This is a genomic window from Pseudomonas simiae (assembly GCF_900111895.1).
GTDB lineage: Bacteria > Pseudomonadota > Gammaproteobacteria > Pseudomonadales > Pseudomonadaceae > Aquipseudomonas > Aquipseudomonas simiae.
Genome location: NZ_FOKB01000002.1, coordinates 678528 through 703399, shown reverse-complemented (window position 1 = coordinate 703399; position 24872 = coordinate 678528). Strand labels below are relative to the sequence as shown.

Genomic DNA, 24872 nt, shown 5'->3' with positions numbered 1-24872 from the left:
TGCAATTTTTTGCAGTAAAAATTGAAAACAGAAAAGCGTCAAGAATGGCCTTCGTCGACTTCTCTCAACCTTGCATGACGGTGTGACCGGAGGTACTATCCCGGCCGCAGGTCAATGCATCTTTGAAGTCGCAGCCCCGTCAATAATCGGGTTCGCAATAAAAAACCGCCCTACTAAGGCGGTTTTTTAATGCCTGCATTTTTTGCAGTTCAACCCGGCCACACCCCATAAAACCAAAAACCCCAACCGGTCACCCGGCTGGGGTTTTGTAGTTCTACAACCAGCGCTTAACGCGTAACGCGGCTAGTACCATCAACAGTCATGATGCGCACACGGTCACCAATGCGGAAGATTTCATTCTCCTGCACAGCCTGCACGTAGGCACGCATGCTGCCGTCGTCTTCGCGAACGGTGATTTCCACACCTTGAGTGCGAGTCAGGCCTTCTTCGGTGGCCGAACCCAGCAGGCCGCCAGCGACGGCGCCGATCACTGCGGTCACGATGCTGCCACGGCCGCCGCCGATGGCGCTGCCGCCAACGCCGCCAATGACTGCGCCGGCTGCACCGCCGATTGGGGTCTTGGTACCTTCGATTTTTACCGGACGCAGGGATTCGATGGTCCCCATGCGCACGGTCTGTACACGACGCGCTTCGTCACGGGAATACGAGTCGCCGGTCAGACTCGAGGCGCAGCCACCCAGCAGCAACGACAGGGTGGTAAAGCAGGCAACCAGTAAAACTGACTTACGCATAGCATCAACTCCAAAGGACAGGTGGTCATTAAACGCTGCAGCTTGACGCCTGTCACGGCAAGCACCGCAAAAAATTGCTTTCATTCAGCCTTAGTACAGACTGCCCACACCAGAAAACTCGACGAACGGTAGTTCTACCTTCAAGGTTTACATTGATTGTAGTCGCAACGGTCGCCGAGAACTCGGCGCGGCAGTACACGTCCGACGTCTCTGGAATAGAGACGTCGGAGTGACGGGATGCATTCAACGGAAATGACGAAAGGTGCAGCTCAGGGCGCCAGGCGTTCGCGGGTCCAGTCGGCCCCTTGCAGGCGATAGTTCAGACGGTCATGCAAACGGCTGGCACGACCCTGCCAGAACTCGATGCGCTCCGGCAGCAAGCGATAGCCACCCCAATGCTCAGGGCAGTCGGGCTGGGTTTCGCTGAAACGCTGTTCGGTGGCCTTCAGCAGGTCCTGCAGTTCCTCTCGATCACGAATGACCTGGCTCTGCGGCGACGCCCAGGCGCCCAGTCGGCTCCCCAGCGGGCGGACCTGATAATAAGCGTCCGACTCTTCAGCCGTGACTTTCACCACCCGCCCCTCGATCCGCACTTGGCGCTCCAGGGTCGGCCAGAAGAAGGTCATGGCCGCAAAGGGCCGCGCCGCGAGCTGCTGGCCCTTGGCACTCTGATAGTTCGTAAAGAAGGTAAAACCCTGCGCGTCCAGGCCCTTGAGCAGCAGGATGCGGCAGTGCGGGCGACCGTCCTGGTCAACCGTGGCCAGGGTCATGGCATTGGCCTCCACCGGTGGCTGCTCGGTTTTCACCGCGTCAGCAAACCACTGATGGAACAAGGCAAATGGCTCGCTCGGGGCCTGGGCCTCGCTCAAACCATCCCGTGTGTAGTCACGGCGCATATCGGCCAGTGCCTGGGTCATGCGGCTTTATCCTTCTGGTTCAGCGGATCAGTTTTTGGCCTGGTCGTTAGCCGGTGCCGCAGCCTTGGCTTTGGCCGGCGCAGGCTTTTTGGCAGCAGGCTTGGCCGGGGCTTTCTTGGCGGCTGGCTTGGCGGCGGCTTTCTTGGCTGGCGCCTTTTTAGCCGTAGCTTTGGCAGCTGGAGCCGGAGTCGGAGCGGGAACATTCTGCACCGCAACCATCTCGGCGACAGGCGGGGTCTTGCCCGACTGGTACTTGCTCAGCAGCGCCAGCATGGTGGTGCGCTGGGTCAACATGATTTCCATGCGACGGTTCAGGGCACGGCCCTGATTGCTGTCGTTGGCGGCACGGGGCATCAGGTCGCCCATGCCACGCAACATCAGGCGATCCTGCTTCAGGCCGCTGAGGCTGAAGATCGAAGCGATGGATTGTGCACGCTCTTTGGTCAGCGCTTGGCTGGCCGGGGCGGTGCCGGTGGCATCCACATGGCCGAGTACCAGCACGGCGGTCTTGGGATCGGCTTCAACAGCCTTGGCAACGCGCGTGAACGGACCGAGGGTGACCGGCAGCAGCATGGTCGGGCGTTTCGGGTTGTAGGAACCGTCTACCGGCGCAATCACGACGAGCACGTTGTCGCGCCGCTCCAGTTGCAGGTTGCTGTCCTTGATGGCGGCGCGCAGGCGCGGCTCATAGTCGTCCAACCAGGCCTGGGTGATTTTCGGGTCAGGCATTGGCACGTTGGTCACGTCGACCTTGGCCAATGGCTTGGGTTTGCTTTCGAACGGCCACCACCAGCGGGTTTCGCTGTCTGTCTTGGCGACGGCCGGGGCAGTGGCAGGCTCGGCGGCCTTGAGATCGGCTTTCAGGTCAGCCTTGGCATCGGCGGCCTTTTCGTCGGCGCTCTTGGAAGAGAACGGCCACCAGCTGGAGCCGGTGTCAGCTTTGGCGGCTGGCGCCGGCGCGGCGGTGGCGGCTACCGGTGCTACAGGCTTGGCACCCGCAGCCGGCTTGGCGTCTGGCTTGACGTCGGTTTGGGTCACTGCGTCCTTGGTCGCGGCCTTGTCAGATCCAAATGACCACCAATGCCCGCCCTCGGCATCATTTTGTGGAGTTTGTGCGCAGCCGGTAATAGTGAGGCATAGCGCCAGTGCCAAGGACTTGTTCGATAACATGAGATATCCACAAAATGAGAAAAGAAACGGGGGTCTGGATGACCCGTTAAACAGACGCTTACAGAACATCAAAGTTAGATCATTTCGTTCAGCGTCTTCTTATACTTGCCTTTGTAACAAAAAATCGTGAAACAGCAAGAGGTTTACAGACAACCGGCCAATATTCCGACCAACTTCTGCGCCCGGGGGTCCATAAGTACATAAGGTCCCAATGTATTAGTCACGAAACCAAACGCTACATCATGCTCTGGGTCGGCAAAGCCTACCGAGCCGCCTGCGCCGGGATGCCCGAATGCACGCGGGCCAAGGCCGAAGGTGGCATTGGGCAGCTGCGGTTGGTCCAACATGCAGCCCAGGCCAAAACGGGTTTGTGTCAATAATGTTTTATCCGGCCCGATACTGTGTTCGCGGGTCAATTGTTCAAGCATATCGGCTTCAAGCAAACTACCGTCCAATAAACCGCTATAAAAGCCTGCCAGGCTGCGTGCATTACCGTGACCATTTGCCGCCGGCTGCTGCATGCGGCGCCATTCAGGTTTATTAGTACTGGTCAGAATAGACGGCGGATTGGCAAATGCACGTGTGGTCATGGCCGAAGGTTCACGCATCATTACTTGCAGTAAACGTTGTGCGGCTTCATCGCCCATATTGCCTTTGCTGCGCGCTATATGTGCCACGCGATAAAACTCTGCATCCGCCAGGCCCACATGGAAGTCCAGCCCAAGTGGCCGTGCAACCCGCGCCACGATTGACTCTCCCGGCCCGCGCCCATCGGCGCGACGCAGCAATTCACCCACCAGCCAGCCGTAGGTGATCGCCTCGTAGCCGTGGCCTTGGCCGGGCGTCCACCACGGGGCTTCTGCCGCCAGGGTGTCGACCATCAGTTGCCAGTCGTACAGGGCCTCGGTGGGGAGCATTTCGCGGATCGCCGGTAAACCAGCCTGGTGGCAGAGCAAGTGGCGCAGGGTAATGGTTTCTTTCCCGGCCGCAGCAAATTCCGGCCAATAGTTGGCCACGGGTGCGTCCAGTTGCAACTTGCCTTCGGCCACCAGCTGCAGGGCCGTCACGGCTGTGAAGGTCTTGGTGCAGGAGAACAGGTTGACGATAGTGTCGCTGTGCCACGCTTCGACACCGTCCTTGTCGGCGGTACCGGCCCACAGGTCGACAACGGTTTCACCGCCGATCTGGATGCAGAGCCCGGCACCACGCTCCTGAGGGTCATCGAACAAGGCGGCGAAGGCTTCACGTACCGCTTCGAACTGGAGTTCGTAATGACCCTGAATCTGCACCTGAGCGCCCTCGAAAACATCAAAAAAGTGGCCGACATTGTTCCAGCCCTTGTGGGTTTTGTGAACCCGTCAGCACTCAATCAATGACCATTTCCAGAGTGCCCGCCCGCATGTCCGGCGCCCTGCCCCGGACCTTTGCCCTCGTGTCCGGCCCTGCCGCCTTCGCTTTCACGCACAGCCCCCGCTGCCTTGGCCTTTTCCGCTTCCTTGCCCAGTTGATCGACGGCCGCCAGGTTGCTTTTGCGTACGCTGTCGACAAAGCCCTGGAACGGCACGTCGGTGATGCCTACCAGGCCAAAATGGCCGTTTTCACCGTCCAGCAAACGCCCGGTGGCCGGCTGATCCAGGTACTGGAACCAATGCACGCCAACGATCGACGGCTCGGCCATGGCCTGCTTCAAGAAGTTGCCATAGGCCGCGCCACGGTCTTCCTCACGGGCCAGCTGCGTCACGCCCCCCCAGAAAGGCCCACGGTCGGCCGAGCCGAAGTTGAATTCGGTGATCAACACCGGCTTGTCCAGCGCACGCAGGGCGGCGAAGTCGTAACCGTCCTGCGGCTTGAGGGTGTACATGTTGAAGCTCAGCACATCGCAATACTGTGCACAGGACGCCACGGCTTCCGGTGTGCTGACCGCAAAACGACCGCCTAATAGCAGTTGATTCGGCGCATGCCACTTCAGCGAATCGGAAATGGTCTTGAAATAGGCATCGGCGAAGGTCTTCTGGAAGTACTTGAAGTCCGCTTCGATTTCCGGGTGCTCAGGGTTGGGCACCGGCGGTTCGAAGCCCGGGTCTTCCATCAGTTCCCACCCCTTCAATTCGATGCCCCAGGCTTTCGACAGGCCTTCCTCATTACGGTATTTGTCGCGCAGTTGCTTGAGAAACGCACGCTTGGCCGGGACGTCGGTGGTCATGCGCAAGGTGCCATAGGCCAAGGCATAGCGGGACTTCGGATCATCACCTGGGCCGGCCCAAGCCAACTCGTTGTCGGCAAAGAAACCGATCAGCCACGGATCATCGCGATGATCGCGAGCAGCGATGGCCACGGCGCGCTCAGTGGCCATGGCAAAGCGCGGGTCGAACGGGTCGGGCATGCCGCCCCACCAGTCAGTGCCAGTACTGATGCTGGTGTAGTCGCCGACGATCGACAGCGGCAAGGTATAGGGTACGCGGTCGGCGCTGGCCAGGTCGCCATCGCTCCAGTTGCCCACGGTATTGAAACCCCAGGCTTGCAGGCGGTCGAGGGTGTGAGTGGTCCAGCGTTTCTGGTCAAAACCTTCACCGCCATAGGTGCGCTGCAGGTTGGCGCCGTAGAAATCGTACCAGCGCCCGGCGCCAAAGCTGCGGCCCTCACCTGCGCCATTGCCCGTGCGGTTGTCACCACTGCCGTAATACTTGTCGAACGGTTCGCCGGCCTTGGGCAGCGCCGCAAACATCCATTCACGACCGGACACGTAGGTCTGGTTGTTGTCCGGGGCCACGGTATTGACGCCCAGGGAGTAGAACGGATGCCCCTCCGGCGTCACCAGGTACCAGCGCCCGTCGCGCTTCTCGGTGCGGAAAAAACCGCTGGCGTCGAACGCGGGGCCCTTGTTCCAGCCGCCGTACTGATCCAGGGCGGACTTATCCCGCGTGGCCAGCCAGCCCTGGAGCTGCTGTTGCTCCTTGGCGGAGGCAGCCTTGAGCTGCTCGTCGCTGCTGACTTTTTCCGGCCAGCGCGCACGGGTGGATTGACCATAGGCATCCACCAATTCGCTGTAGGCAGCCTTCAATACGGGCTCGCTGTCCTGCACGCCAAAGCGCTCCAGCAAGATACTCTGGGCGGCGTTGGGCTTGATCATCGACAAAGTCACCGAAACCACCTGGCTGCGGTCGATTTCACCCGCGCTGCTGGCCAGCAATACCCGCTGGCCGTCCACAGTGATCGGCATCGGCGGACCGGCCTTCATGCCCTGGCTCAATGGTGAATTGGCTTGCAATGGGACCAGCAGGGTCTGCGCCGGACCCGCCGGCAGGTCGATGCGGCTGACCAGGGTACGGCCGTCGTTGCTCTGCACCTTGACGTAGAGCGTCAATGCCCAATCCATCGCACTCTGGATGCGCAGGCTCATGGCCCCCGACTGGGACCAGTCCCAGGCGCCGGTCTGTGGGCTGAGGACCAGGCTCGGTTCGGCAGCCGGGTTGAACGTGATACGGCGCAGCACTTCGCCTTCAGGCGTCTGTTCGGCGTTGTATTGCGGCAGGCTGGCGTCCTGGGTCGCCACCTTGACCACATCGGCAGGCCGGACGAAATTGAACAGGGTCTGTTGCCCTGCAGGCGCGGCCATCAAGGGCGCGGCGAACAGCAGGGCAAAAAGGGCGGGCAGCGTGCGAATCATACGAGCAAGGTTCTCCCAGGCGGCCGATGAATGGCCTGATGAATGACAGTCAGATAGACCACGAAGTGGGCGAATCCGCCCACTGTGGCTTAAGAAATTTCGCGCCTGAACGGCGGCAAGGCATTAAGGATAGCCTTGCCATAGCGCTGGGTGACCAAACGGCGGTCAAGCAAGGTGATGGTGCCTCGGTCTTCCTCGGTACGCAGCAAGCGACCGCAGGCCTGGACCAGCTTCAGGGAAGCATCCGGCACCGAGATTTCCATGAACGGGTTGCCGCCCCGTGCTTCGATCCATTCGGCCAAGGCCGCCTCGACCGGATCGTCCGGCACCGAGAACGGAATCTTGGCGATCACCACGTGCTCGCAGTAGGCACCCGGCAAGTCCACACCTTCAGCAAAACTCGCCAGGCCGAACAGTACGCTGGAGTCCCCACCATCAACGCGCGCCTTGTGCTTGTTCAGGGTTTCCTGCTTGGACAGGTTGCCTTGGATAAACACCTGCTTGCGCCAGTCACGGTCGAGGCCGTCGAACACGTCCTGCATCTGTTTGCGCGACGAGAACAGCACCAGCGTACCGCGTGAACCCTCTACCAGCTCTGGCAGGTCACGGATGATCGCAGCGGTGTGGGCCGCCGCATCCCGTGGATCAGCCTTGAGGTCCGGCACCCGTAACACACCGGCGTCGGCGTGATGGAACGGACTGGGCACCACCGCGGTGACGGCCTTTTTCGGCAGGCCGGCGCGCATGCGGAAGCGGTCGAAAGTGCCCAGGGCCGTCAGCGTGGCCGAGGTGACCAGGCAGCCGTAGGCCACGTTCCACAGGTTGCGGCGCAACATCTCGGCGGCCAGGATCGGGCTCGCGTTGACCTCGATGTCGAACAGCGCACCGCTTTCCGACAGGGTCAACCAACGCGCCATGGGCGGGTTGTCTTCCGGGTCTTCAACAGTAAAGGCCGTCCACAACTCCCAGTTGCCCTGGGAACGGGACAACAGGCTGCCGAACAACGGATACCATTCCTCGGCCTGGTTGCTGGCGATGCCGATATTGACCTCGCCGTCCATGCCCTCTTTGAGCAGGTCGGTGAGACGGGTGAACAGGTCGGTCAGGCGTGAAAAACCCTTCTTCAGCTCGATGCCCATTTCGCGCATGTGCTCGGGAATCAACCCGCCGACAAAACGGTGACGCGGCCGCTCACGGCCCTCGACGTCTTCGCCGGGTTTGAAATCAGCCACCTGCTCGCAGGCGCTGAACATGAATTGCTGCTGGGTCTTGATCTCCCGCGCCAGCTCCGGCACCTGTTCGATCAGCTTGCCCAGGTCACCGGGCAGCGGGTGCTGGGCCAGCAACTTGGTGAGATTCTTCGCGGTGGTTTCCAGCCAGTCGGCAGTGGAGCGCAGGCGCGTGTAGTGGGCGAAGTGGCCGATGGCCTTGTCGGGCAGGTGGTGCCCTTCGTCGAAGACATAGAGGGTGTCACGCGGGTCCGGCAATACTGCGCCGCCGCCCAGGGCCAGGTCAGCCAGGACCATGTCGTGGTTGGTGACGATCACATCGACCTTGCCCATGCCTTCGCGGGCCTTGTAGAAGGCGCACTGACCGAAGTTGGGGCAATGGCGGTTGGTGCATTGGCTGTGGTCGGTGGTCAAGCGTGCCCAGTCGGCGTCTTCCAGGGCGGTGGGCCAACTGTCGCGGTCGCCGTCCCATTTATTGCCGGCCAGTTTCTCGATCATGCTGGTGAACAGCTTCTGGCTGGCCTCATCGACTTCGATCTTGAAGCCTTCTTCTTCGAACAGCTGGGCAGTGGCGGTCTGCGCATGGCCTTCCTGCAACAGTACGTCGAGCTTGGACAGGCACATGTAGCGGCCACGGCCCTTGGCCAGGGCGAAGGTGAAGTTCAGGCCGCTGTTGCGCATCAGGTCGGGCAGGTCTTTGTAGACAATCTGCTCTTGCAGGGCGACGGTGGCGGTGGCGATCACTAGGCGCTTGCCGGCGGCCTTGGCGGTGGGGATCGCGGCCAGGCTGTAGGCCACGGTCTTGCCGGTGCCGGTGCCAGCCTCGACCGCCACGACCGCGGGCTCACCCTCGCGGCGACCTTCGTCGTCGGTGTCGATATCCCCGAGGACCTTGGCCACTTCGGCGATCATCAGGCGTTGGCCGTAGCGCGGTTTCAAGCTCTTGGCTTCGAGAAAACGCGAGTAGGCGCCCTGGATCGTGGTTTTGAGTTCAGTGCTGATCATGGATAGTCGGGCGCAAAAAACGCTGGATAAATTTTCAGTGGTTCGGATCGGCGGCTATCATACCCCGCTAATGAATCCCGCGCAGAACGGAGTACCACAATGACCGCGTTTAGCCTCGTTTACACCCTGCATGTATTGGCCGCCCTGGTATGGGTCGGCGGTATGTTTTTCGCCTGGATGATCCTGCGCCCCGCCGCTGTCGCGGCACTTGAGGGCCCGGCCCGCCTCAGGTTATGGGCGAATGTGTTTCAACGTTTTTTCGTATGGGTGTGGGTCGCGGTGGCGATTTTGCCGATCAGCGGCATTGGCTTGCTGCAATTGCGCTTCAACGGGTTTGAGACGGCACCGCGGTATGTGCAGGTGATGATGGGGTTGTATCTGGTGATGACGGCGTTGTTTATCCGTATCCAGGCGTTGAAATTCCCGGAATTGCGCACGGCGGTGGCGGCTGAGGATTGGCCGGCAGGGGCTGCGGTGCTGGGCCAGATCCGCCGGTTGGTGGGGATCAATTTGATCGTGGGGTTGGTGGTGGTGGCGATTGCTTCGGCTCGGCCGATGTTATAAGGGTGTTCTTCAGGGCCTCTTCGCGGGCAAGCCCGCTCCCACAGTTGACCGAGTTCCAACATGAGAATGCGGTCGAATGTGGGAGCGGGCTTGCTCGCGAAGACGTCAGCCCAAACGACTCACAGCCGCTGAATTGTCACAGTGCCTGCAGGCCCAGCCGGCCCTGGCTGCCCTTCCAACCCTGGGCGGCCTTTCTCGCCGCCATCAGCGCGGTACACCAGGCAGCCTTTGGACTGGCCACCCTTGCCGGGCTTGCCCGCTGTGCCAGCCAAACCTCCGGCACCGCCATCCACCCACACCTTGATCTGCTGCGCCGGGAAGTCCTGCGGCAGCTCGACCCGCACCTGCGCACCCGCCGCGCCTGGCAAACCGTCACCGCCGTTATCGCCATTGGCGCCACGACCGGCCGAGCCCCAGGTGCAGCCCGGGTCTTCGCCATTGGCGCCATCCAGCCCGGCATAACCTTGGGCACCGGCGCCGCCACGGGCGTCCACCGACAGTTCTTCGGCTACCAGCGAATTGATGCGCAACGTCAGGTCACGCCCGGCCTTGGCCGGCTTTTCGTGGGTGCCGGGAGCGCCGCGTGAGGTGATCTGGCTGCCGTGATCCAACTGCGCATGGCGCACTTGCAATTGCAGCGCAGTGTTACCGGGCACGATGGCGATACGGGCGTCGCGGCCCAGGTGCAGTTCATCCACGGTGACTTGGCTGATGGTGGCCGGAATCAACAACGTGCCGTAGTCCGCCACGTCCAAGCGCTCCAGTTGCAACACACTGGTGCTGCTGGGCAGGCGCATCAACGAGTTGGTTTCAACACTGACGCTCTGGGCCAGGGCAACGGGGCTGACCAACAGGGCCAGCAATAGAACCTTACGCATCGTGGAGCTCCCCTGAAAATTTTCAAAAAATATTTCTAGTTTTTCTTTGGACGCACAGTAACGACTTCCACAGGCGCTTTGCCAGTGAAGGATCAAAAAAGATGATAAAGGGGGAGGATTGGCAGCAATGCCCCTGTGGATCCCACAGGGGCAAGGGCCGTCAGCGGTTGATCTGGATTTCGGTGCGGCGGTTCAAGGCGCGGCCTTCAGCGGTTTTGTTATCCGCTACAGGATGGCTTTCACCTGCGCCGGTCACCGATACGAAATTGCTGCGCGGCACACCGGCACCGATCAGGTAGTCCGTCACCGAATGGGCGCGTTTGTCCGAAAGCTTCTGGTTGTAGGCGTCGTTGCCGACGCTGTCGGTGTGCCCACTGACCCGCAACTGGGCGGTCGGGGCTTCCTGTTTCAAGCGCGTGGCGATGGTGTCGAGATTGGTTTTGTCCGCCGCCGTCAGCTTGGCCGAGTCGAACTGGAAGTGCACATCGCGGATCACGATGGTTTCTTCCTTGACCACCAGCACTTCCTCAACCACGGCCGGTGGCGGTGTCGGTGGGCAACCATTGGCATCCACCTGCACACCTTTTGGCGTGCCTGGGCACTTGTCGCGGCTATCCGGCACACCATCACCGTCTTCATCACCATCGCCGTGCACCCAGCAATAGGCACCGGCCATGCCGCCGATCAGCAGCGCACCAGCGCCCGCATAGGCCGAGCTTTCAGTGGCACCGATCGCCGCACCGGTCACACCGCCAATGGCGGCGCAGGTGGGCCAATCGGTTTTTTGCAAACCTGCGCAACCTGTCAATACTCCGGTTAGCAGAACCAAGGGTAGAGCTGTCCGCATGATGCTCATCTGATTTCTCCTGAGGGGATCGGCGGGGGCCGATGGGTGGAGTAAAGACGGCTCTTTTCATCTGCGCCACTACGCCGCGCCCCTGTATTCATTGAGGATCGCCGCATTCGTAGGACTTTTCGCCGCCACCCGCTCTAGGCCCGCACGCTCAGCCGCGCTAGTCTCTATGGTCCCGATGTGAGGATCTCTGATGACCGCTGGTATTTCTGCCCGTACACCTCAGCAAGCCTTGGCCGCCTTGCTCGATCTGCACCAGCCCAAACGCCTGCTGCTGTTGGGCGCCAGCCAGTTCCCGGCGCTGGAGGCTTTTCAAAAAGCCCACCCGGATACCCAGGTGTCCGTCGCGGCACCGGGCGCGTTGCCCACAGAGCTTGCCGCACAGCGGTTTGACCTGGCGCTGGTGGTGGACTGCCTGGAGCACCTGTCAAAACCGCAAGGCCTGACGCTGCTCGGCGGCATCCGTAACCTGAATGCCAGCCGCATTGCGGTGCTGGTGGACCTGGGCGCCTGCGACTGGAAGGACACGGACTTTTTCTCCCTGGCCCTGCAGGCCGGTGAGCGATTCCAGCGCGACGAGCAGGTTCTCACGCTGTTTACCTATGATCTGCTTGACTATAAACAGGTGCCGGACTGGCTCAACGCCCGCTTCTGGGCCAACCCGGAAAACTTCGGAAAGTATTGGTGGTAACCTGATGAGTACATCCATTTGCCCCTGCGGCAGTGGCAACCTGCTGGATGCCTGCTGCGGCCATTATCACGCCGGCCACCCGGCACCCTGCGCCACCGCGTTGATGCGTTCGCGTTATAGCGCCTACGTCTTGGGCCTGGTGGATTACCTGATCGCCACCACCCTGCCCGCGCAACAAGCCGGGCTGGACCGAAATGCCATCGCCGCCTGGAGTGCCCAGAGCACCTGGCTCGGCCTTGAGGTGGAAAGCTCCGAGGTGTTCGGCGGCCAGCCGGAACACGCGTTCGTGACCTTCACCGCGCGCTGGCACGACAGCAACGGCGAACATAGCCACCGCGAGCAGTCTTCTTTCGTACAGAATGACGGGCGCTGGTACTTCATCGACCCGACCGTGGAAGTGAAGGCCGGACGCAACGATGCCTGCCTGTGCGGCAGTGGGCAGAAATTCAAGAAGTGCTGTTCCAGCTACCTCTAAAAACGCTAAGGATTAACGCCATGCTTCGGATGTACAGCTTGATGCTGGCGTTAGCCCTCGGTTTGAGTGGTTGCGCGTCGTGGTTTGAAGACGACTCCCCCCCGCCCCACGTGTCGCTGGTGAAAGTCGAAGTGGTGCGCGCCAAGTTGCTGGAGCAGAAATTCAAGCTGTACTTTCGCGTGGATAACCGCGACGACGCCGACCTGACTGTGCGCGGTTTGATTTACAAGGTCACCCTGGGCGACTTCGTGCTGACTGAGGGCGAGTCCAATGAATGGCTCACCGTGCCGCCGCGCAGTCATAAGTTTTTCCGGGTGTCGGTGCGCACCAACCTCTGGCCGCAGATCCGTGATGTGGTGCAGATGCTGAAAAATCCCGACCGGCCTGTGCCGTATCGCTTGGATGGCGAGCTGAAAACCGGATTATTCATCGGTTATGACGTGCAGGTGAACCACAATGGCGAGATAATCCCCGGCGATTTTATTCCGGAGCGACATCGATGACTCAGCAACCCCATGTCCATGGTCCTGACTGCAACCACGATCACGATCACCATGATCACGACCACGGCCATGTCCACGGCCCGAACTGCGGCCATGCTCACCAGGAGCCCGTGCGCAACGCCTTGAAGGACGTGGGTCGCAATGATCCTTGCCCGTGCGGCAGCGAGAAGAAATTCAAGAAGTGCCACGGGGCGTAAGGCCCAAATGTGAGCGGGCTTGTGTGGGAGCGGGCTTGCTCGCGAATTCGGTGTGTCAGTCACCTGATGCATCGACTGAAAGTCCGCTTTCGCGAGCAAGCCCGCTCCCACATTTAGATTGCACTTCACATTCAGGATTTGCTTTGGAATCGCAGCTCCGCCTCAAGGCCCCCACCTTCCCGATTACGCAAGCTCAACCGCCCGTCATGCGCCTTGGCGATGGTGTGAGCGATGCTCAAACCCAGCCCATACCCGCCGGTCTCGGCATTGCGTGAGCCTTCTACCCGATAAAACGGCTCCATCACCTGCTCCAGCTGTGCCTGGGGAATCCCCGGCCCTCGGTCGCTGATAATGATCGTCAAGCTATCCGCCTGGTCCTCGACCCGCACCGTCACATCGCGGCCATAACGCACCGCGTTCTCCAGCAGGTTCTGCACACACCGCTTGAGGCTGCGGGCGTACCCCGGCAGTGGGTGTTTTGCGCGGCCTTCGATCACCACGTTCTCGCCCACATCCTGCAGATCCGCCTGCAAGCTTTGCAGCAAGGCATTGATGTCGATGTTCTGCCGTGCCTCGTTGATTTCACCGCTGCTGACAAAATCCAGCGTACTGGCCACCATCTGTTCCATTTCCTCCAAGTCACTGCGAAAACGTTCCTTGGTGCGGTTGTCCTCAAGCATCTCGGTGCGCAGGCGCAGGCGTGTGATCGGTGAACGCAGGTCGTGGGAAATAGCCGCAAGAAACCGCGTGCGCTCGGCGATGTTGGCGATCAGCCGCTGCTGCATGGCATTGAAGGCCTGGGCGGCACGGCGCACTTCGGTAGGGCCATCCACCGACAACGGCGGACGCTGGATATCCCTGCCCAGGGCTTCGGCCGCCTTGGCCAACGCGTTGAGCGGGCGGATCGCCAGGCGCACCGCCACCAGAGCGATCAGCACCAATACCAGTACCCGCAGCAAATAAATGCGCATAACGTAATCGAACAACAGGTCCAGCGGTGAGGTGCTGGTCCAGCCCTGTTCTTCGCTGGCATCCACCTGCAACCAGCGGCCGTCGGGCAGGCGCAGGTCGATCAGAAACTGCCCCACCACCGGTTTTGAACCCAGCAGGGTCGACAGCCCGGCGGTTTGCCCTTCGGCATCCACCAGCGACAGGCGCAACAGGATCAGCGTCTGGGCGTAACCGGTTTTTTCCGACAATACCTTCTTGATCAACCGTTCGGTGGGCCGGTCGCTGTCGTGAAGCGTGCTAGGCGTATTACTGGCCTGGTCGCTGAGGGTCAGGCGGAAGGTCGGCGTGTCGAGCATCTTGATCAGCAGGTCCGCCTGTTGCGGGTCGCCGTGCACCAGCCGCACCACGTCCGCCAAGCGCGTGGCGATCAAGCGCGCAGGGATTTCCAGCACCTGCCCGTGGCGCCGGTCGTACCAGATGCTGCTGGTCAGCGCCTGCGCCGCGAGCATGCCGCTGACCAAAATCAGCACCAACCGCCCGAACAGCGAACGCGGCAGCAGTCTCACGATTCCAGCACAACGTCGTCGGCGGTGAGCATGTAGCCTTCGTTGCGCACAGTCTTGATCACATTGGCCGGCAGTTGCGAGCGCAGACGGCTGACGCACACATCGATGGAACGGTCGAACGGCGTGCTGTCCTTGTCGAACACGTGATTGAGCAGGAAGTCGCGGCTCAACGGGCGATTGGGGTGCTGCAACAGCAGGCGCAACACGCGGTAATCGGAGTTGCCCAGGCTGACCACCACCCCCTCCGGCGACAGTAACTGCCGCGCCCGCGTGTCGAGCTGCCAGCCTGCGAAACGGATGCTCGGCGCTTCATCCAGGCGCGCACGGTCGGGAAAGCTCTGCACCCGGCGCAACACCACCTTGATCCGCACCAGCAGTTCGCGCGGGTCGAACGGTTTGGGCAGGTAATCGTCGGCGCCGATTTCCAGGCCGACGATGCGGTCGATCAACGAGCCTTTTGCCGTGAGCATCACCACCGGCGTGTTTGAGTTCACCCGCAGTTCGCGGCACAGGCTCAGGCCGTCTTCACCGGGCAGCATCAGGTCGAGAACGATCAGGTCGATGACATTCAGCGCCAGGCGGCGGCGCATTTCCTTGCCGTCGGCCGCAGTGGAGACCTGGAAGCCGGCGTCGCTCAGGTAGTCGCAGAGCAACTGGCGGATTTGCGGATCGTCATCAACGATCAGCAGGTGGTCTTGCTTGGCCATGGGCAGTCAATCCAAAAAACAATGAAACGCAGCAAATAGCCGAAAGTTCAGCCAGCCGTGCAGGCAAATGTAATGGAATGTTGTAGGAAACCATAATCACGCATCAGCGATACAAACCCGGGGCATGGCAGGGGAAAACGCTCTTTAGACTACCGAACCTAAATGAGAGTAATTGTAATTTAGACTCGGAAGTTGCCCATGTCATCGCCCACCTCTCGCAGCCAAACGCTGCACACCACCCTGGCACCGATGTTCGGCCTACTGGCTGCCGGCGGCGTCGTCCCGATCGCCTTGGCTGGCGCGCCAGCGGCCAAGTCCAACGATTCGGTGCTGAGCCTGCCGGAAATCAAGGTCGATGGTGAAGCCACTTCCACGTTCAAAGTAGACCGGGTGACCTCGGCAAAAATCAGCCAACCGCTGCTGGACGCCCCGCAAAGCGTGACCATCGTGCCGCAGCAGGTGCTCAAGGAGCAGAATGCGCAGACCTTGCAGGAAGTGTTGCGCAACGTGCCGGGGATTACCTTCATGTCCGGCGAAGGCAACCTGGGGTGGGGCGACCTGTTTTCGATTCGCGGGTTTTCTTCCGAACAAAGCCTGACCGTCGATGGCGTGCGCGATGCGGGCATGTCCACGCGCACCGACACCTTCAACCTGCAACAGGCGGAAGTGTTCAAGGGCACTGGCTCCATCGAATCCGGCGTGTCCGCCGTGGGGGGCAGCGTCAACCTGGTGAGTAAAGAAGCGCACCTGGGCGATGCCAACCGCGTCTCGGCCGGTATCGGCACCGATGCCTACCGCCGCCTCACCGCTGACCTGAATAAACAGATCAACGACACCACTGCCCTACGTATCAACCTGATGAAGCACTACAACCAAGTGGCCGAACGTGACGACGTGGACTACGACCGCTGGGGCATTGCCACCTCGTTCGGCTTCGGCCTGGGCACCGACACGCGCTTTTTCGTCGACACCTTCTACCAGAAAGACACCAATACGCCGGACGGCGGCGTGCCGATCCAGCGTGGGACGAATGGCGATCGCATGCCCGGCGTGAAGCGCTCCAACGGGTACGGCGACTCGAGCCTCTACACCCAAGAGAACAAAACCACTTCGCTCACGGCGCGCTTCGAGCATGACTTCGACTGGAATGACGCCAACCTGCGCAACCAGACGCGTTGGGAACGCAGCGACAATTTTGCCGTGCTCTCCCCGGCGCGCTTCTTCGCCGCCAACGCCAACGGCCAGAAGACCTGCACCGGCCCCCGTTGTGCGACCTTGGGCTACACCGGTGTAGGACCGATCAGCCAAGTGCCGGGCAGCACGGTGAATGCCTACTCCGACTACGTGAACAACAGCAATACCGCCTACGGCATCCTGCGCGGCAGCGATTTCGGCTTGTCCAAGCGCTACACCATCCTCGACAACCAGACCGACTTCAATTTCAACCTCACCACCGGCAGCCTGCAACACGCCGTGGTCAGCGGCTTGGCGTTCTATCACGAGACTTACGGCGGCCTGAAACGCAGCGCCAAAGTGCCGGCCGGCGACATGTTGTTCGACATGAACGCCCCCAACCACAGCTTCGCCAGCACCTACGTGACCAAAGGCGAAGGCGACCCGCGCTCAGTGATCGACAACGCCGGGATCTACCTGGGCGACACCATCACCCTCAACGATCAGTGGCAAGTGCTCGGGTCGCTGCGCTACGACAACTGGCGTGCCCAGACCAGCCAACGCGGTCAAGCCAGCATCAGCAGCACCGACGGTGCCGTCAGCGGTCGGGTTGGCGCGGTGTTCAAGCCGTTGCCCCACGGCAGCCTCTATGTGTCCTACAGCGAAGCGGCGCAGCCGTCCGCGTTGGGTGCGTCGACCAATAACCAGATCTACGGCACGGCGAGCACCCGCAACTACAGCCCGGCCAAGTCCAAGACCTATGAATTGGGCACCAAGTGGGACATTGCCCACGATATGCTCAACGTCACAGCAGCGATCTTCCGCACCGAACTGGACAATGCCTGGGAATACCAGGACGGCGAATCCGCCCCGGTACGCGCCCTACCCGCCAAACGGGTCGACGGCATCGAACTGGGCCTGCAAGGCAATATCACCCCGCGCTGGACCGCCTACAGTGGTTTCTCGGCACTCAAAAGCACGCAGACCAAAGGCATCAACAAGGGCGCCGAAGCCAAGAACGTGCCCGACCTGACCGCCAATCTGTGGACCACCTACGCCGTCACCGATGCCCTGAGCCTCAGCTACGGCGAGCAATACGTGGGCCGCCGCCGTTACACCGACAACAAATACGTCGGCGGCTTGAACAACAACAGCAGTTACGCCAACGGCCCGTCCGGCGTGTACGCGATCTACACCCGCGACCACGAAAAAGCCCCCGGCTACTGGCTGAGCAACCTGGCCGCGCAATACAAAGTGAACAAGGACACCACGGTCAACCTCAACCTCAACAACGTGTTCAACAAGTTCTACTACAGCCAGGTCGGCGCCTCCCTCGACGGCTTCCAGCTCTACGGCATCCCAGGTGCCGGGCGCACCCTCACCGCCAGCGTCGACTATGAGTTCTGAACCGTGCTGATCGAAATCCCGGCGCTGTTCAGTGTCAGCGAAGTCGACGCCACCGTGGCCACCTTGCTCGATCAGCCCTGGGTTGACGGCAAGGTGACCGCCGGACAGCGCTCGGCCATGGCGAAAAATAACCGGCAGTTGTCGGAGGATTCGCCAGTGGCCCATCGCATCGGTGAGCAGATTCTGGCGCGGCTGTCGGACAACGCGCTGTTTATGTCCGCCGCCTTGCCCAAGCGCATCTACCCGCCGCTGTTCAACCGCTACAGCGGTGGTGAAGGGTTCGACTGGCATATCGACAACGCCATTCGCGGCATCAAGGGCGTGCGCGAGCGGGTGCGCACCGACATCTCCGCCACGCTGTTCCTGGCCGACCCGGCCAGCTACGACGGCGGTGAATTGGTGATCCGCGACACCTTCGGCGAACACGCTGTGAAGCTGCCCGCCGGCCATTTGCTGATCTACCCCGGCAGCAGCCTGCACAAGATCAACCCAGTGACGCGCGGTGAGCGCATCGCCAGTTTTTTCTGGATCGAAAGCCTGGTGCGCGAAGACAGCCAGCGCCAGTTGCTATTGGACATGGACGTGGCGATCCAGACCCTCACCGCCCAAGACGCCGATCACCACGCGCTGCTGCAACTGAGCGGCGCTTACCACAACCTGTTGCGGCGCTGGAGCGATGGCTGATGCGCCGCCTTCACCTGGAGTCCCTGCCATGTTGAAACCCCGTAATGTGCTCACGCTCGGCGTGCTGTTTGCCGCGCTGGTCCTGGGCCATGCTGAAACCGCTGCCGCCCATGAAGTCACCGATGTGCTGGGCCGCAAGGTCGAAGTGGCTGACACCGTAAAGCGCGTTGTCCTGGGTGAAGGCCGGCTGATTTCGGCGTTTGCGTTGCTGGACAAGGACGCGCCCTTCCAGCGCATCGTCGGCTGGCAGAACGATTTGCGCTTGCTCGACCAACACACCTACAACGCCTACGTGGCGAAATTTCCGGCAGTGAAAGACATCCCGCTGATCGGGCAAGCGTCGGAACAAAGTGTCAGCGCCGAGGAAATCCTCTCGCTGAAACCTGACCTGGCAGTGTTCAGCATTTCCGGTCACGGCCCCACCGAACACAGTCCGGTCGCCGATGTGCTGGCCCAGGCGGGCATTCCGGTGGTGTTCGTCGACTTCCGCATCAACCCGGTGCAGGGTACTCACACCAGCATGACCGCGCTGGGCCAGGCATTGGGGCGTGAAGCCCAGGCCAAGGCGTTCCTGGGTTTCTATGACCAGCACATCAAGGTGATCACCGATGCGGTCGCCACCTTGCCGGCGGGGCCGCGCCCGAGTGTGTTCCTCGAACTGCTGGCCGGCATTTGGCAAGCGCCGGGGCATACCACCGGCAAGAGTGGCATGGGCGAACTGATCGCACTGGTTGGCGGGCGCAATATCGCCGCTGGCGTGGTGCCGGGTGCGCTGGGCGATATCAGCGTCGAGTACGCGCTCAAGGCCGACCCGGATGTGTATATAGCCACCGGCAACCGCAAGCCCGGCTTGATCTTGGGCGCGGGTGTCGGCGCAGATGAAGCCCACGAGGCGCTGGACCGGGTATTGGCGCGTCCCGAATTCGCCAATCTTCGTGCAATCCGTGAGGGCAATGCCCACGGCCTGTGGCATGACTTCTACAACTCGCCGTACAACCTGCTGGCGATTGAATCGTTGGCCAAATGGGTGCACCCGGAGCTGTTCGCCCAGCTGGATCCGCAGGCGACCATGGACCAGATCAACGCGCAATTCCTGGGGATGCCGTTGCAGGGTGCCTATTGGATCGACAGCAAGCCCAAGTAACGTTGATCGCCCTATTGGAATGCAGTCAGTGTGGGAGCAGGCTTGCCAGCTCCCACATTTGGATCCTCTTCGCTTTCAAGATTGTGTGAGTTCAATGACCACTCAAACCCTCGACCTCGCCAGCGCCACCCATGGCTATCGCCGTCTGCTGGCGCGGCGCGCCTGGCTGCTTGGCCTGCTCGGTACGGCGCTGGTGAGCGCCATCCTCGTGGACCTTGCCAGCGGCCCCTCGGGCATGGGCCTGCTGGCCTTGCTGGACGGAATCCTGCACCCGTCCCACCTCAGCGCCACCGACCAGGTGATCATCTGGAACGTGCGCCTGCCCTATGCACTCATGGCAGTGCTGGTGGGCTGCGCGCTGTCGCTGGCCGGGGCCGAAATGCAGGCGATCCTGAACAACCCGCTGGCCAGCCCGTTCACCTTGGGCGTGTCGTCGGCGGCGGCCTTGGGCGCGTCCCTGGTGATTGTGTTTCCGGTGACGACACTGTGGGTCTCGGCCAATACGGCGATTTCCATCTCGGCATTTATCTTCGCGGCGGCGTCGGTATTTTTGCTGCAAGCCATGTCGCGTTTGCGCGGCGCCGGGGTGGAAAGCCTGGTGCTGTTCGGCATCGCCCTGGTGTTTAGTTGCAACGCGGTGGTGGCGCTGCTGCAACTGGTGGCCACCGAAGATGTGTTGCAACAGTTGGTGTTCTGGACGTTGGGCAGTGTGACCCGTGCCAACTGGGACAAGCTCGGCATCCTGGCGCTGGTGGTCGCGGTAGTGCTGCCGTTTTCCTTTGCCGCCGCACCGCGCCTGACCCTGTTGCGCATGGGCGAGGACCGTGCGCAAAGCTTTGGCGTGGACGTGAAGCGCCTGCGGTTTTTCTCACTGCTGCGCATCAGTCTGCTGTCGGCCACCGCCGTGGCCTTTGTAGGCACCATCGGTTTTATCGGCCTGGTGGGTCCGCATATCGCGCGGATTCTGGTGGGCGAAGATCAACGCTTCCTGCTACCGGCCAGCGCCTTGACCGGCGCGTTGCTGCTGGCGCTGTCGTCGATTGCCAGCAAGCTGATCATGCCCGGCGTGATCGTGCCGGTGGGCATCGTCACCGCGTTGGTGGGCGTGCCGATTTTCGTGGTGTTGGTGTTCAAACGGGGGAGGCAGTTATGAGCCAAGGGTTGAGCGTACACAATGCCCAGGTAAGTTACGGGCGCCGCCAGATCGTGCACGACCTGAGCCTGCCCACCCTGCCCCACGGCAGCCTCACCGCTCTGATCGGCCCCAACGGCGCGGGTAAATCCACCTTGCTACGTGCCGTGGCCGGGCTGGAAAAGATGCAAGGCGTTGTGCGATTGGGTGACCTCGACCTGTCGGCCATGTCCGTCGCCGAGCGCGCGCGGCGTGTGACCTACATGCCGCAAAACTTGCCACCGGGACTGAGCCTCAGCGTGATGGAAAGTGTGATCGCCGCCCTGCGCGTGGCGAATGTCGAGGGCATCCCGTTGCCCAGCGACGCCTGCCTGCGTGAAGCCTTCGACGCCTTGCAGCGCATTGGCATCGCGCATTTGGCCGATCAGTTGCTGAGCACCCTATCCGGCGGCCAACGCCAACTGGTTAGCCTCGCCCAACTCATCGCCCGTCGCCCTCAGGTGATGCTGCTGGACGAACCCACCAGCGCCCTCGACCTCAATTACCAACTGAAAGTCATGGATTGCGTGCGCGATTTGGTGCGCGAACACAACCTGATTGCCGTGGTGGTGCTGCACGACATCAACCTCGCCGCGCGCTTCGCCGACCATATTGCCGTGCTGCGCCAGGGACGTTTGTATGCCAGCGGTGCAGCGGACGACGTGCTCAACCCACTGCTGTTTGCCGAGGTGTATCGCGTGCGGGCACGCATCGAGCGCTGTTCGCAGCAGACGGTGCAGGTGTTGGTGGACGGCGCCTTTTAATTTGCTTCTATGGGTATGCGCAAATGTTTCATTGAAACTTCGCACACCCAACATTACCTATACCTACAGGCATTCGCTCAAGCATCACCACTTTTGGAGAGCTTCATGATCGACCTGTATTACTGGACTACCCCTAACGGTCACAAAGTATCGCTGTTCCTGGAAGAAGCCGGCCTGCCCTACAAGGTGCACCCGATCAACATCGGCCAGGGCGACCAGTTCAAGCCTGACTTCCTCAAGATCGCCCCCAACAACCGCATTCCGGCCATCGTCGATCAGAACCCGACCGACGGTGGCGCGCCGATTTCACTGTTTGAATCCGGCGCGATCCTGCTGTACCTCGCGGAAAAAACCGGCCAGTTCATTCCAAAAGACCTACGCGGTCGCCAGGAAACACTGCAGTGGTTGTTCTGGCAAATGGGCGGCCTGGGGCCGATGGCCGGTCAGAATCATCACTTCAGCCAGTTCGCACCGGAAAAAATTCCGTATGCGATCAAGCGTTATGTGGACGAGACCGCTCGCCTTTACGGTGTGCTGGATCGGCGTCTGGCAGACCGCGCGTTCGTGGCGGGTGAGGCCTACAGCATTGCTGACATGGCGATCTACCCGTGGATTGTTTCCCACAAGTGGCAGAGCCAACGCCTGGAAGATTTCCCACACCTGCACCGCTGGTTCAACAGGATCAAGGAGCGGCCGGCGACGGTCCGCGCGTATGAGCTGGTGCAGAAAGTGAACCCGCCCAAGTCTTGATACGCATTTCCTGAAAATAAGGCATAGCTCCTGCTTGCGTCGTTTCGCCGCGCTCACTAACGTAGCGCCTTTACTGACGCTACCCCCCCGCAGGAGCTTTGCCATGGCCTCGCCAGCCCTCTCACATTTTCTTCCCCGGTTCGGCGTTGCCGCGGCAGTGGCCAGTGCGTTAAGCCTGGCCGGTTGCCAGCTCCAGAGCACCCAGGACACCCTGCCCCCGGTCGCCGGCGTGCAGCCGCTCAAAGGCCTGGCACAGAATGTTTCCGTGCGCCGCAATGCTCAAGGCATGCCGCTGATCGAAAGCAACACGTTCCATGACGCACTGTTCAGCCTCGGTTATGTGCACGCCAGTGATCGCATCACACAGATGGTCACCCTGCGCCTGTTGGCTCAGGGCCGCCTGGCGGAAATGTCCGGGCCCGAGGTGCTGGATGTCGATCGATTCATGCGCGCGGTCAACCTGAAGAAAAGCGCGGGCGAGCTGTATAACGCATCGAGCCCGCGCCTCAAGCGCTTCTTCGAAGTGTATGCCCGTGGCGTCAATGCCTACCTGTTCCGCTACCGCGACAAGCTACCGCCAGACCTGGCCCAGACCGGGTACAAGCCCGAGTACTGGAAGCCGGAAGATTCGGCGCTGCTGTTCTGCCTGCTGAATTTCAGCGAATCGGTCAACCTGCAGGAGGAAATCGCATCCTTGGTGCTGGCACAGAAGGTCGGCGTCGACAAACTCGCCTGGCTCACCCCAAGTGCGCCGGATGAAGCGATCCCGTTGGCCGAGGCCGAGAAACTCAAGGGCGTGAATTTCAGCCAGATTACCGGCCTCGCCGGCCTGGACGCGGTCGGCCAGCAACTGAGCAGCCTCAACTCGCTGGCAGTGACCACATCGAGCAACTGGGCCATTGGCCCGCAACGCAGCCGCAGCGGTAAAAGCCTGTTGGCAGGCGACCTCGCCGCCCAGCCGCAAGCACCGTCTCCGTGGAGCTACGTGCAGATCCGCGCGCCGAAGTACCAGGCCGTGGGCGCCTCGATTGCCGGCCTGCCGACACTGCTGTCCGGCTTCAACGGCAAAGTCGCGTGGAGCATGAGCACGGTCAAGGGCGACACCCAGGACCTGTTCCTGGAAAAGGTCAAACGCCAGGGCAGCGCGTTGTATTACGAGAACAACGGAAAATGGCTACCCGCTGGTGTGCGTAACGAAACCTTCTTCGTCAAAGGCCAACGCTCGATTCGTGAAGTGGTGTACGAAACCCGCCACGGCGCCCTGCTCAACAGCAGCCAGGCGCTGACCACCGGTTTGGGTCTGGCGCTGCAAACCGCCGAACTCAAGGATGACAAGAGCCTGGACGCGTTCTTCGACCTGTCCCGTGCACAAAACGCCGGCAAGGCCTCGGACGCGACGCGCGAGATTCGCGCCATTGCCCTGAACATGATCTTCGCCGACGCCAGCAACATTGGTTGGCAAGTCACCGGGCGCTTCCCCAACCGTCGCGAAGGCGAAGGCCTGCTGCCGTCGCCCGGCTGGGACACGCGGTTTGACTGGGATGGCTACGCCGACGCGATGTTGCACCCCTATGACCAGGACCCGGCCCAAGGCTGGATCGGCACCGCCAACCAACGCACCGCACCGCGCGGTTATGGTATGCAGTTGTCCAACTCCTGGGATGCACCGGAGCGCAGTGAGCGCCTGGCGCAACTGGCCAATGCCGGCAAGCATGACAGCCGCAGCATGATCGCCATGCAGTACGACCAGACCACCACCTTCGCCGCCAAGCTCAAGACAATGTTCCAGGCGCCAGGCATGGCCCAGCCGCTGAAACAGGCGATCGACGCACTGCCGGCGCCCGAACAGACCAAGGCACGGGAAGCGCTGGGGCGTCTGATGGCCTTTGACGGTCGCCTGGCGTCCACCTCCGCCGACGCGGCGATTTATGAACTGTTCCTGCAAGAAAGCGCCAAGCAGATCTTCCTTGACGAACTCGGCCCGGAAAACAGCGCCAGCTGGAAGGCGTTTGTCAGCAATGCCAGCCTGTCCTACGCCGCCCAGGCCGACCACTTGCTGGGCCGCGAAGACAGCCCGTTCTGGGATGACGTGCGTACCCCGCAAAAAGAAGACAAACCGGCGATCCTCGCCCGCAGCCTGGCCGCCGCGATCAGCGCGGGGGATAGCCAGTTGGGCGCCGATCACAAGGCCTGGCAGTGGGGCAAACTGCACACCACCACCTGGAAAAACACCAACGGCCAGGCGATCCGCGGCCCGCTGGCCTCCGGTGGCGACCACAACACCCTGAACCCTGCGCCTTACAGCTGGGGCCAGGACTTCACCACCACCCAAGTGTCGGCCCTGCGCATGATCGTCGACTTCGGCCAAGTGGAACCGATGATGGGCCAGGCTGGCATCGGCCAGTCCGGCAACCCGGCCAGCCCTAACTATGCCAATGGCATCGACCCGTCGCTCAAGGCCCAATACCTGAGCTTCCCGATGCAGCCGCAGAACTTCGAGAAGGTATATGGGAAAGCCAGGTTGACCCTGACGCCCGGTAAATAACCGGATCAACATGTGGGAGTGGCTTGCTGTGGTGAGCAAGCCCGATCACTGCAAATAGTTAATCGAACTTCTCCTCTGCCAACCGCCTCCTACCTGATAAGCCCATCGC

The 24872-nt window shown here is 61.4% G+C and carries 22 protein-coding genes; 12 read left to right on the top strand and 10 right to left on the bottom strand.

All coding sequences use genetic code 11. From position 1 onward, the window contains the following. Window positions 1–287: 287 nt before the first annotated feature. The 6 genes from BMZ57_RS09200 to dinG form a co-directional block, all read right to left on the bottom strand. Entirely contained in the window at window positions 288–752 is a 465-nt protein-coding gene (locus BMZ57_RS09200; RefSeq protein WP_003189251.1) for an outer membrane lipoprotein, read from the bottom strand. A 269-nt stretch (window positions 753–1021) separates the two neighbouring features. Continuing rightward, window positions 1022–1669 (bottom strand): pyridoxamine 5'-phosphate oxidase, encoded by a 648-nt coding sequence (gene pdxH, locus BMZ57_RS09195; RefSeq protein ID WP_045791231.1) that lies wholly within the window; start codon window positions 1667–1669, stop codon window positions 1022–1024. A gap of 27 nt (window positions 1670–1696) precedes the next feature. Then, window positions 1697–2839 (bottom strand): OmpA family protein, encoded by a 1143-nt coding sequence (locus BMZ57_RS09190; protein ID WP_069672335.1) that lies wholly within the window; start codon window positions 2837–2839, stop codon window positions 1697–1699. 143 nt (window positions 2840–2982) lie between these two features. Beyond that, a complete protein-coding gene (locus tag BMZ57_RS09185) occupies window positions 2983–4128 on the bottom strand; it encodes an EstA family serine hydrolase (RefSeq protein ID WP_021492394.1) in 1146 nt (381 codons plus the stop codon). A gap of 80 nt (window positions 4129–4208) precedes the next feature. Continuing rightward, window positions 4209–6506, bottom strand: a complete 2298-nt coding sequence (locus tag BMZ57_RS09180) for a beta-galactosidase (protein ID WP_010212382.1) — start codon at window positions 6504–6506, stop codon at window positions 4209–4211. 89 nt (window positions 6507–6595) lie between these two features. Beyond that, entirely contained in the window at window positions 6596–8740 is a 2145-nt protein-coding gene (dinG, locus tag BMZ57_RS09175; protein WP_010212383.1) for an ATP-dependent DNA helicase DinG, read from the bottom strand. A gap of 99 nt (window positions 8741–8839) precedes the next feature. Here dinG and BMZ57_RS09170 point away from each other — a divergent pair, with 99 nt between their 5' ends. Next, window positions 8840–9304: a CopD family protein gene (locus BMZ57_RS09170; RefSeq protein ID WP_042570682.1), complete on the top strand. Its 465-nt coding sequence runs from the start codon at window positions 8840–8842 to the stop codon at window positions 9302–9304. A gap of 119 nt (window positions 9305–9423) precedes the next feature. Here BMZ57_RS09170 and BMZ57_RS09165 read toward each other — a convergent pair whose 3' ends face one another. Continuing rightward, window positions 9424–10182 (bottom strand): hypothetical protein, encoded by a 759-nt coding sequence (locus BMZ57_RS09165; protein WP_010212385.1) that lies wholly within the window; start codon window positions 10180–10182, stop codon window positions 9424–9426. Between the two features lie 160 nt (window positions 10183–10342). Next, complete coding sequence (locus BMZ57_RS09160; protein ID WP_010212386.1) at window positions 10343–11038, bottom strand: PA1041 family peptidoglycan-binding anchor lipoprotein; 696 nt, start codon at window positions 11036–11038, stop codon at window positions 10343–10345. A 190-nt stretch (window positions 11039–11228) separates the two neighbouring features. Between BMZ57_RS09160 and BMZ57_RS09155 the strand changes: the two genes are divergently transcribed. The 4 genes from BMZ57_RS09155 to BMZ57_RS09140 are packed head-to-tail and all read left to right on the top strand — an operon-like array spanning window position 11229 to window position 12901. Next, window positions 11229–11726, top strand: coding sequence for a DUF6231 family protein (locus BMZ57_RS09155; RefSeq protein WP_010212387.1), 498 nt, complete (start codon window positions 11229–11231; stop codon window positions 11724–11726). 4 nt (window positions 11727–11730) lie between these two features. After that, window positions 11731–12201: a YchJ family protein gene (locus tag BMZ57_RS09150; RefSeq protein ID WP_010212389.1), complete on the top strand. Its 471-nt coding sequence runs from the start codon at window positions 11731–11733 to the stop codon at window positions 12199–12201. Window positions 12202–12221: 20 nt separating this feature from the next. Then, window positions 12222–12704, top strand: coding sequence for an LEA/WHy family protein (locus BMZ57_RS09145; protein ID WP_021492408.1), 483 nt, complete (start codon window positions 12222–12224; stop codon window positions 12702–12704). Further along, window positions 12701–12901, top strand: coding sequence for an SEC-C metal-binding domain-containing protein (locus tag BMZ57_RS09140; RefSeq protein ID WP_003189235.1), 201 nt, complete (start codon window positions 12701–12703; stop codon window positions 12899–12901). The genes BMZ57_RS09145 and BMZ57_RS09140 overlap by 4 nt, the downstream gene beginning before the upstream one ends. Before the next feature lie 131 nt (window positions 12902–13032). On the opposite strand, the gene BMZ57_RS09135 is transcribed toward BMZ57_RS09140, so the two are convergent. Further along, on the bottom strand, window positions 13033–14418 hold the full coding sequence (locus BMZ57_RS09135; RefSeq protein ID WP_042570679.1) for an ATP-binding protein: 1386 nt from the start codon (window positions 14416–14418) through the stop codon (window positions 13033–13035). Next, complete coding sequence (locus BMZ57_RS09130) at window positions 14415–15125, bottom strand: response regulator (protein WP_010212395.1); 711 nt, start codon at window positions 15123–15125, stop codon at window positions 14415–14417. Before BMZ57_RS09130 ends, BMZ57_RS09135 begins: the two co-directional genes overlap by 4 nt. A 198-nt stretch (window positions 15126–15323) precedes the next feature. Between BMZ57_RS09130 and BMZ57_RS09125 the strand changes: the two genes are divergently transcribed. From BMZ57_RS09125 to BMZ57_RS09095, 7 genes are all read left to right on the top strand, one after another. Beyond that, a complete protein-coding gene (locus tag BMZ57_RS09125; RefSeq protein WP_069672336.1) occupies window positions 15324–17705 on the top strand; it encodes a TonB-dependent receptor in 2382 nt (793 codons plus the stop codon). Window positions 17706–17708: 3 nt separating this feature from the next. After that, a complete protein-coding gene (locus BMZ57_RS09120) occupies window positions 17709–18389 on the top strand; it encodes a Fe2+-dependent dioxygenase (RefSeq protein ID WP_045791245.1) in 681 nt (226 codons plus the stop codon). A gap of 28 nt (window positions 18390–18417) precedes the next feature. After that, window positions 18418–19533, top strand: coding sequence for an ABC transporter substrate-binding protein (locus tag BMZ57_RS09115; protein ID WP_069672337.1), 1116 nt, complete (start codon window positions 18418–18420; stop codon window positions 19531–19533). A 94-nt stretch (window positions 19534–19627) separates the two neighbouring features. Next, window positions 19628–20686, top strand: a complete 1059-nt coding sequence (locus tag BMZ57_RS09110; protein ID WP_010212400.1) for a FecCD family ABC transporter permease — start codon at window positions 19628–19630, stop codon at window positions 20684–20686. Then, window positions 20683–21468 carry an ABC transporter ATP-binding protein gene (locus BMZ57_RS09105; RefSeq protein WP_010212401.1) on the top strand — a complete coding sequence of 262 codons (786 nt, stop codon included), beginning with the start codon at window positions 20683–20685 and terminating at the stop codon, window positions 21466–21468. Before BMZ57_RS09110 ends, BMZ57_RS09105 begins: the two co-directional genes overlap by 4 nt. A 105-nt stretch (window positions 21469–21573) precedes the next feature. Beyond that, complete coding sequence (locus BMZ57_RS09100; protein ID WP_010212403.1) at window positions 21574–22218, top strand: glutathione binding-like protein; 645 nt, start codon at window positions 21574–21576, stop codon at window positions 22216–22218. 103 nt (window positions 22219–22321) lie between these two features. Next, window positions 22322–24763: a penicillin acylase family protein gene (locus tag BMZ57_RS09095; RefSeq protein ID WP_069672338.1), complete on the top strand. Its 2442-nt coding sequence runs from the start codon at window positions 22322–22324 to the stop codon at window positions 24761–24763. The last annotated feature ends 109 nt before the right edge of the window (window positions 24764–24872 follow it).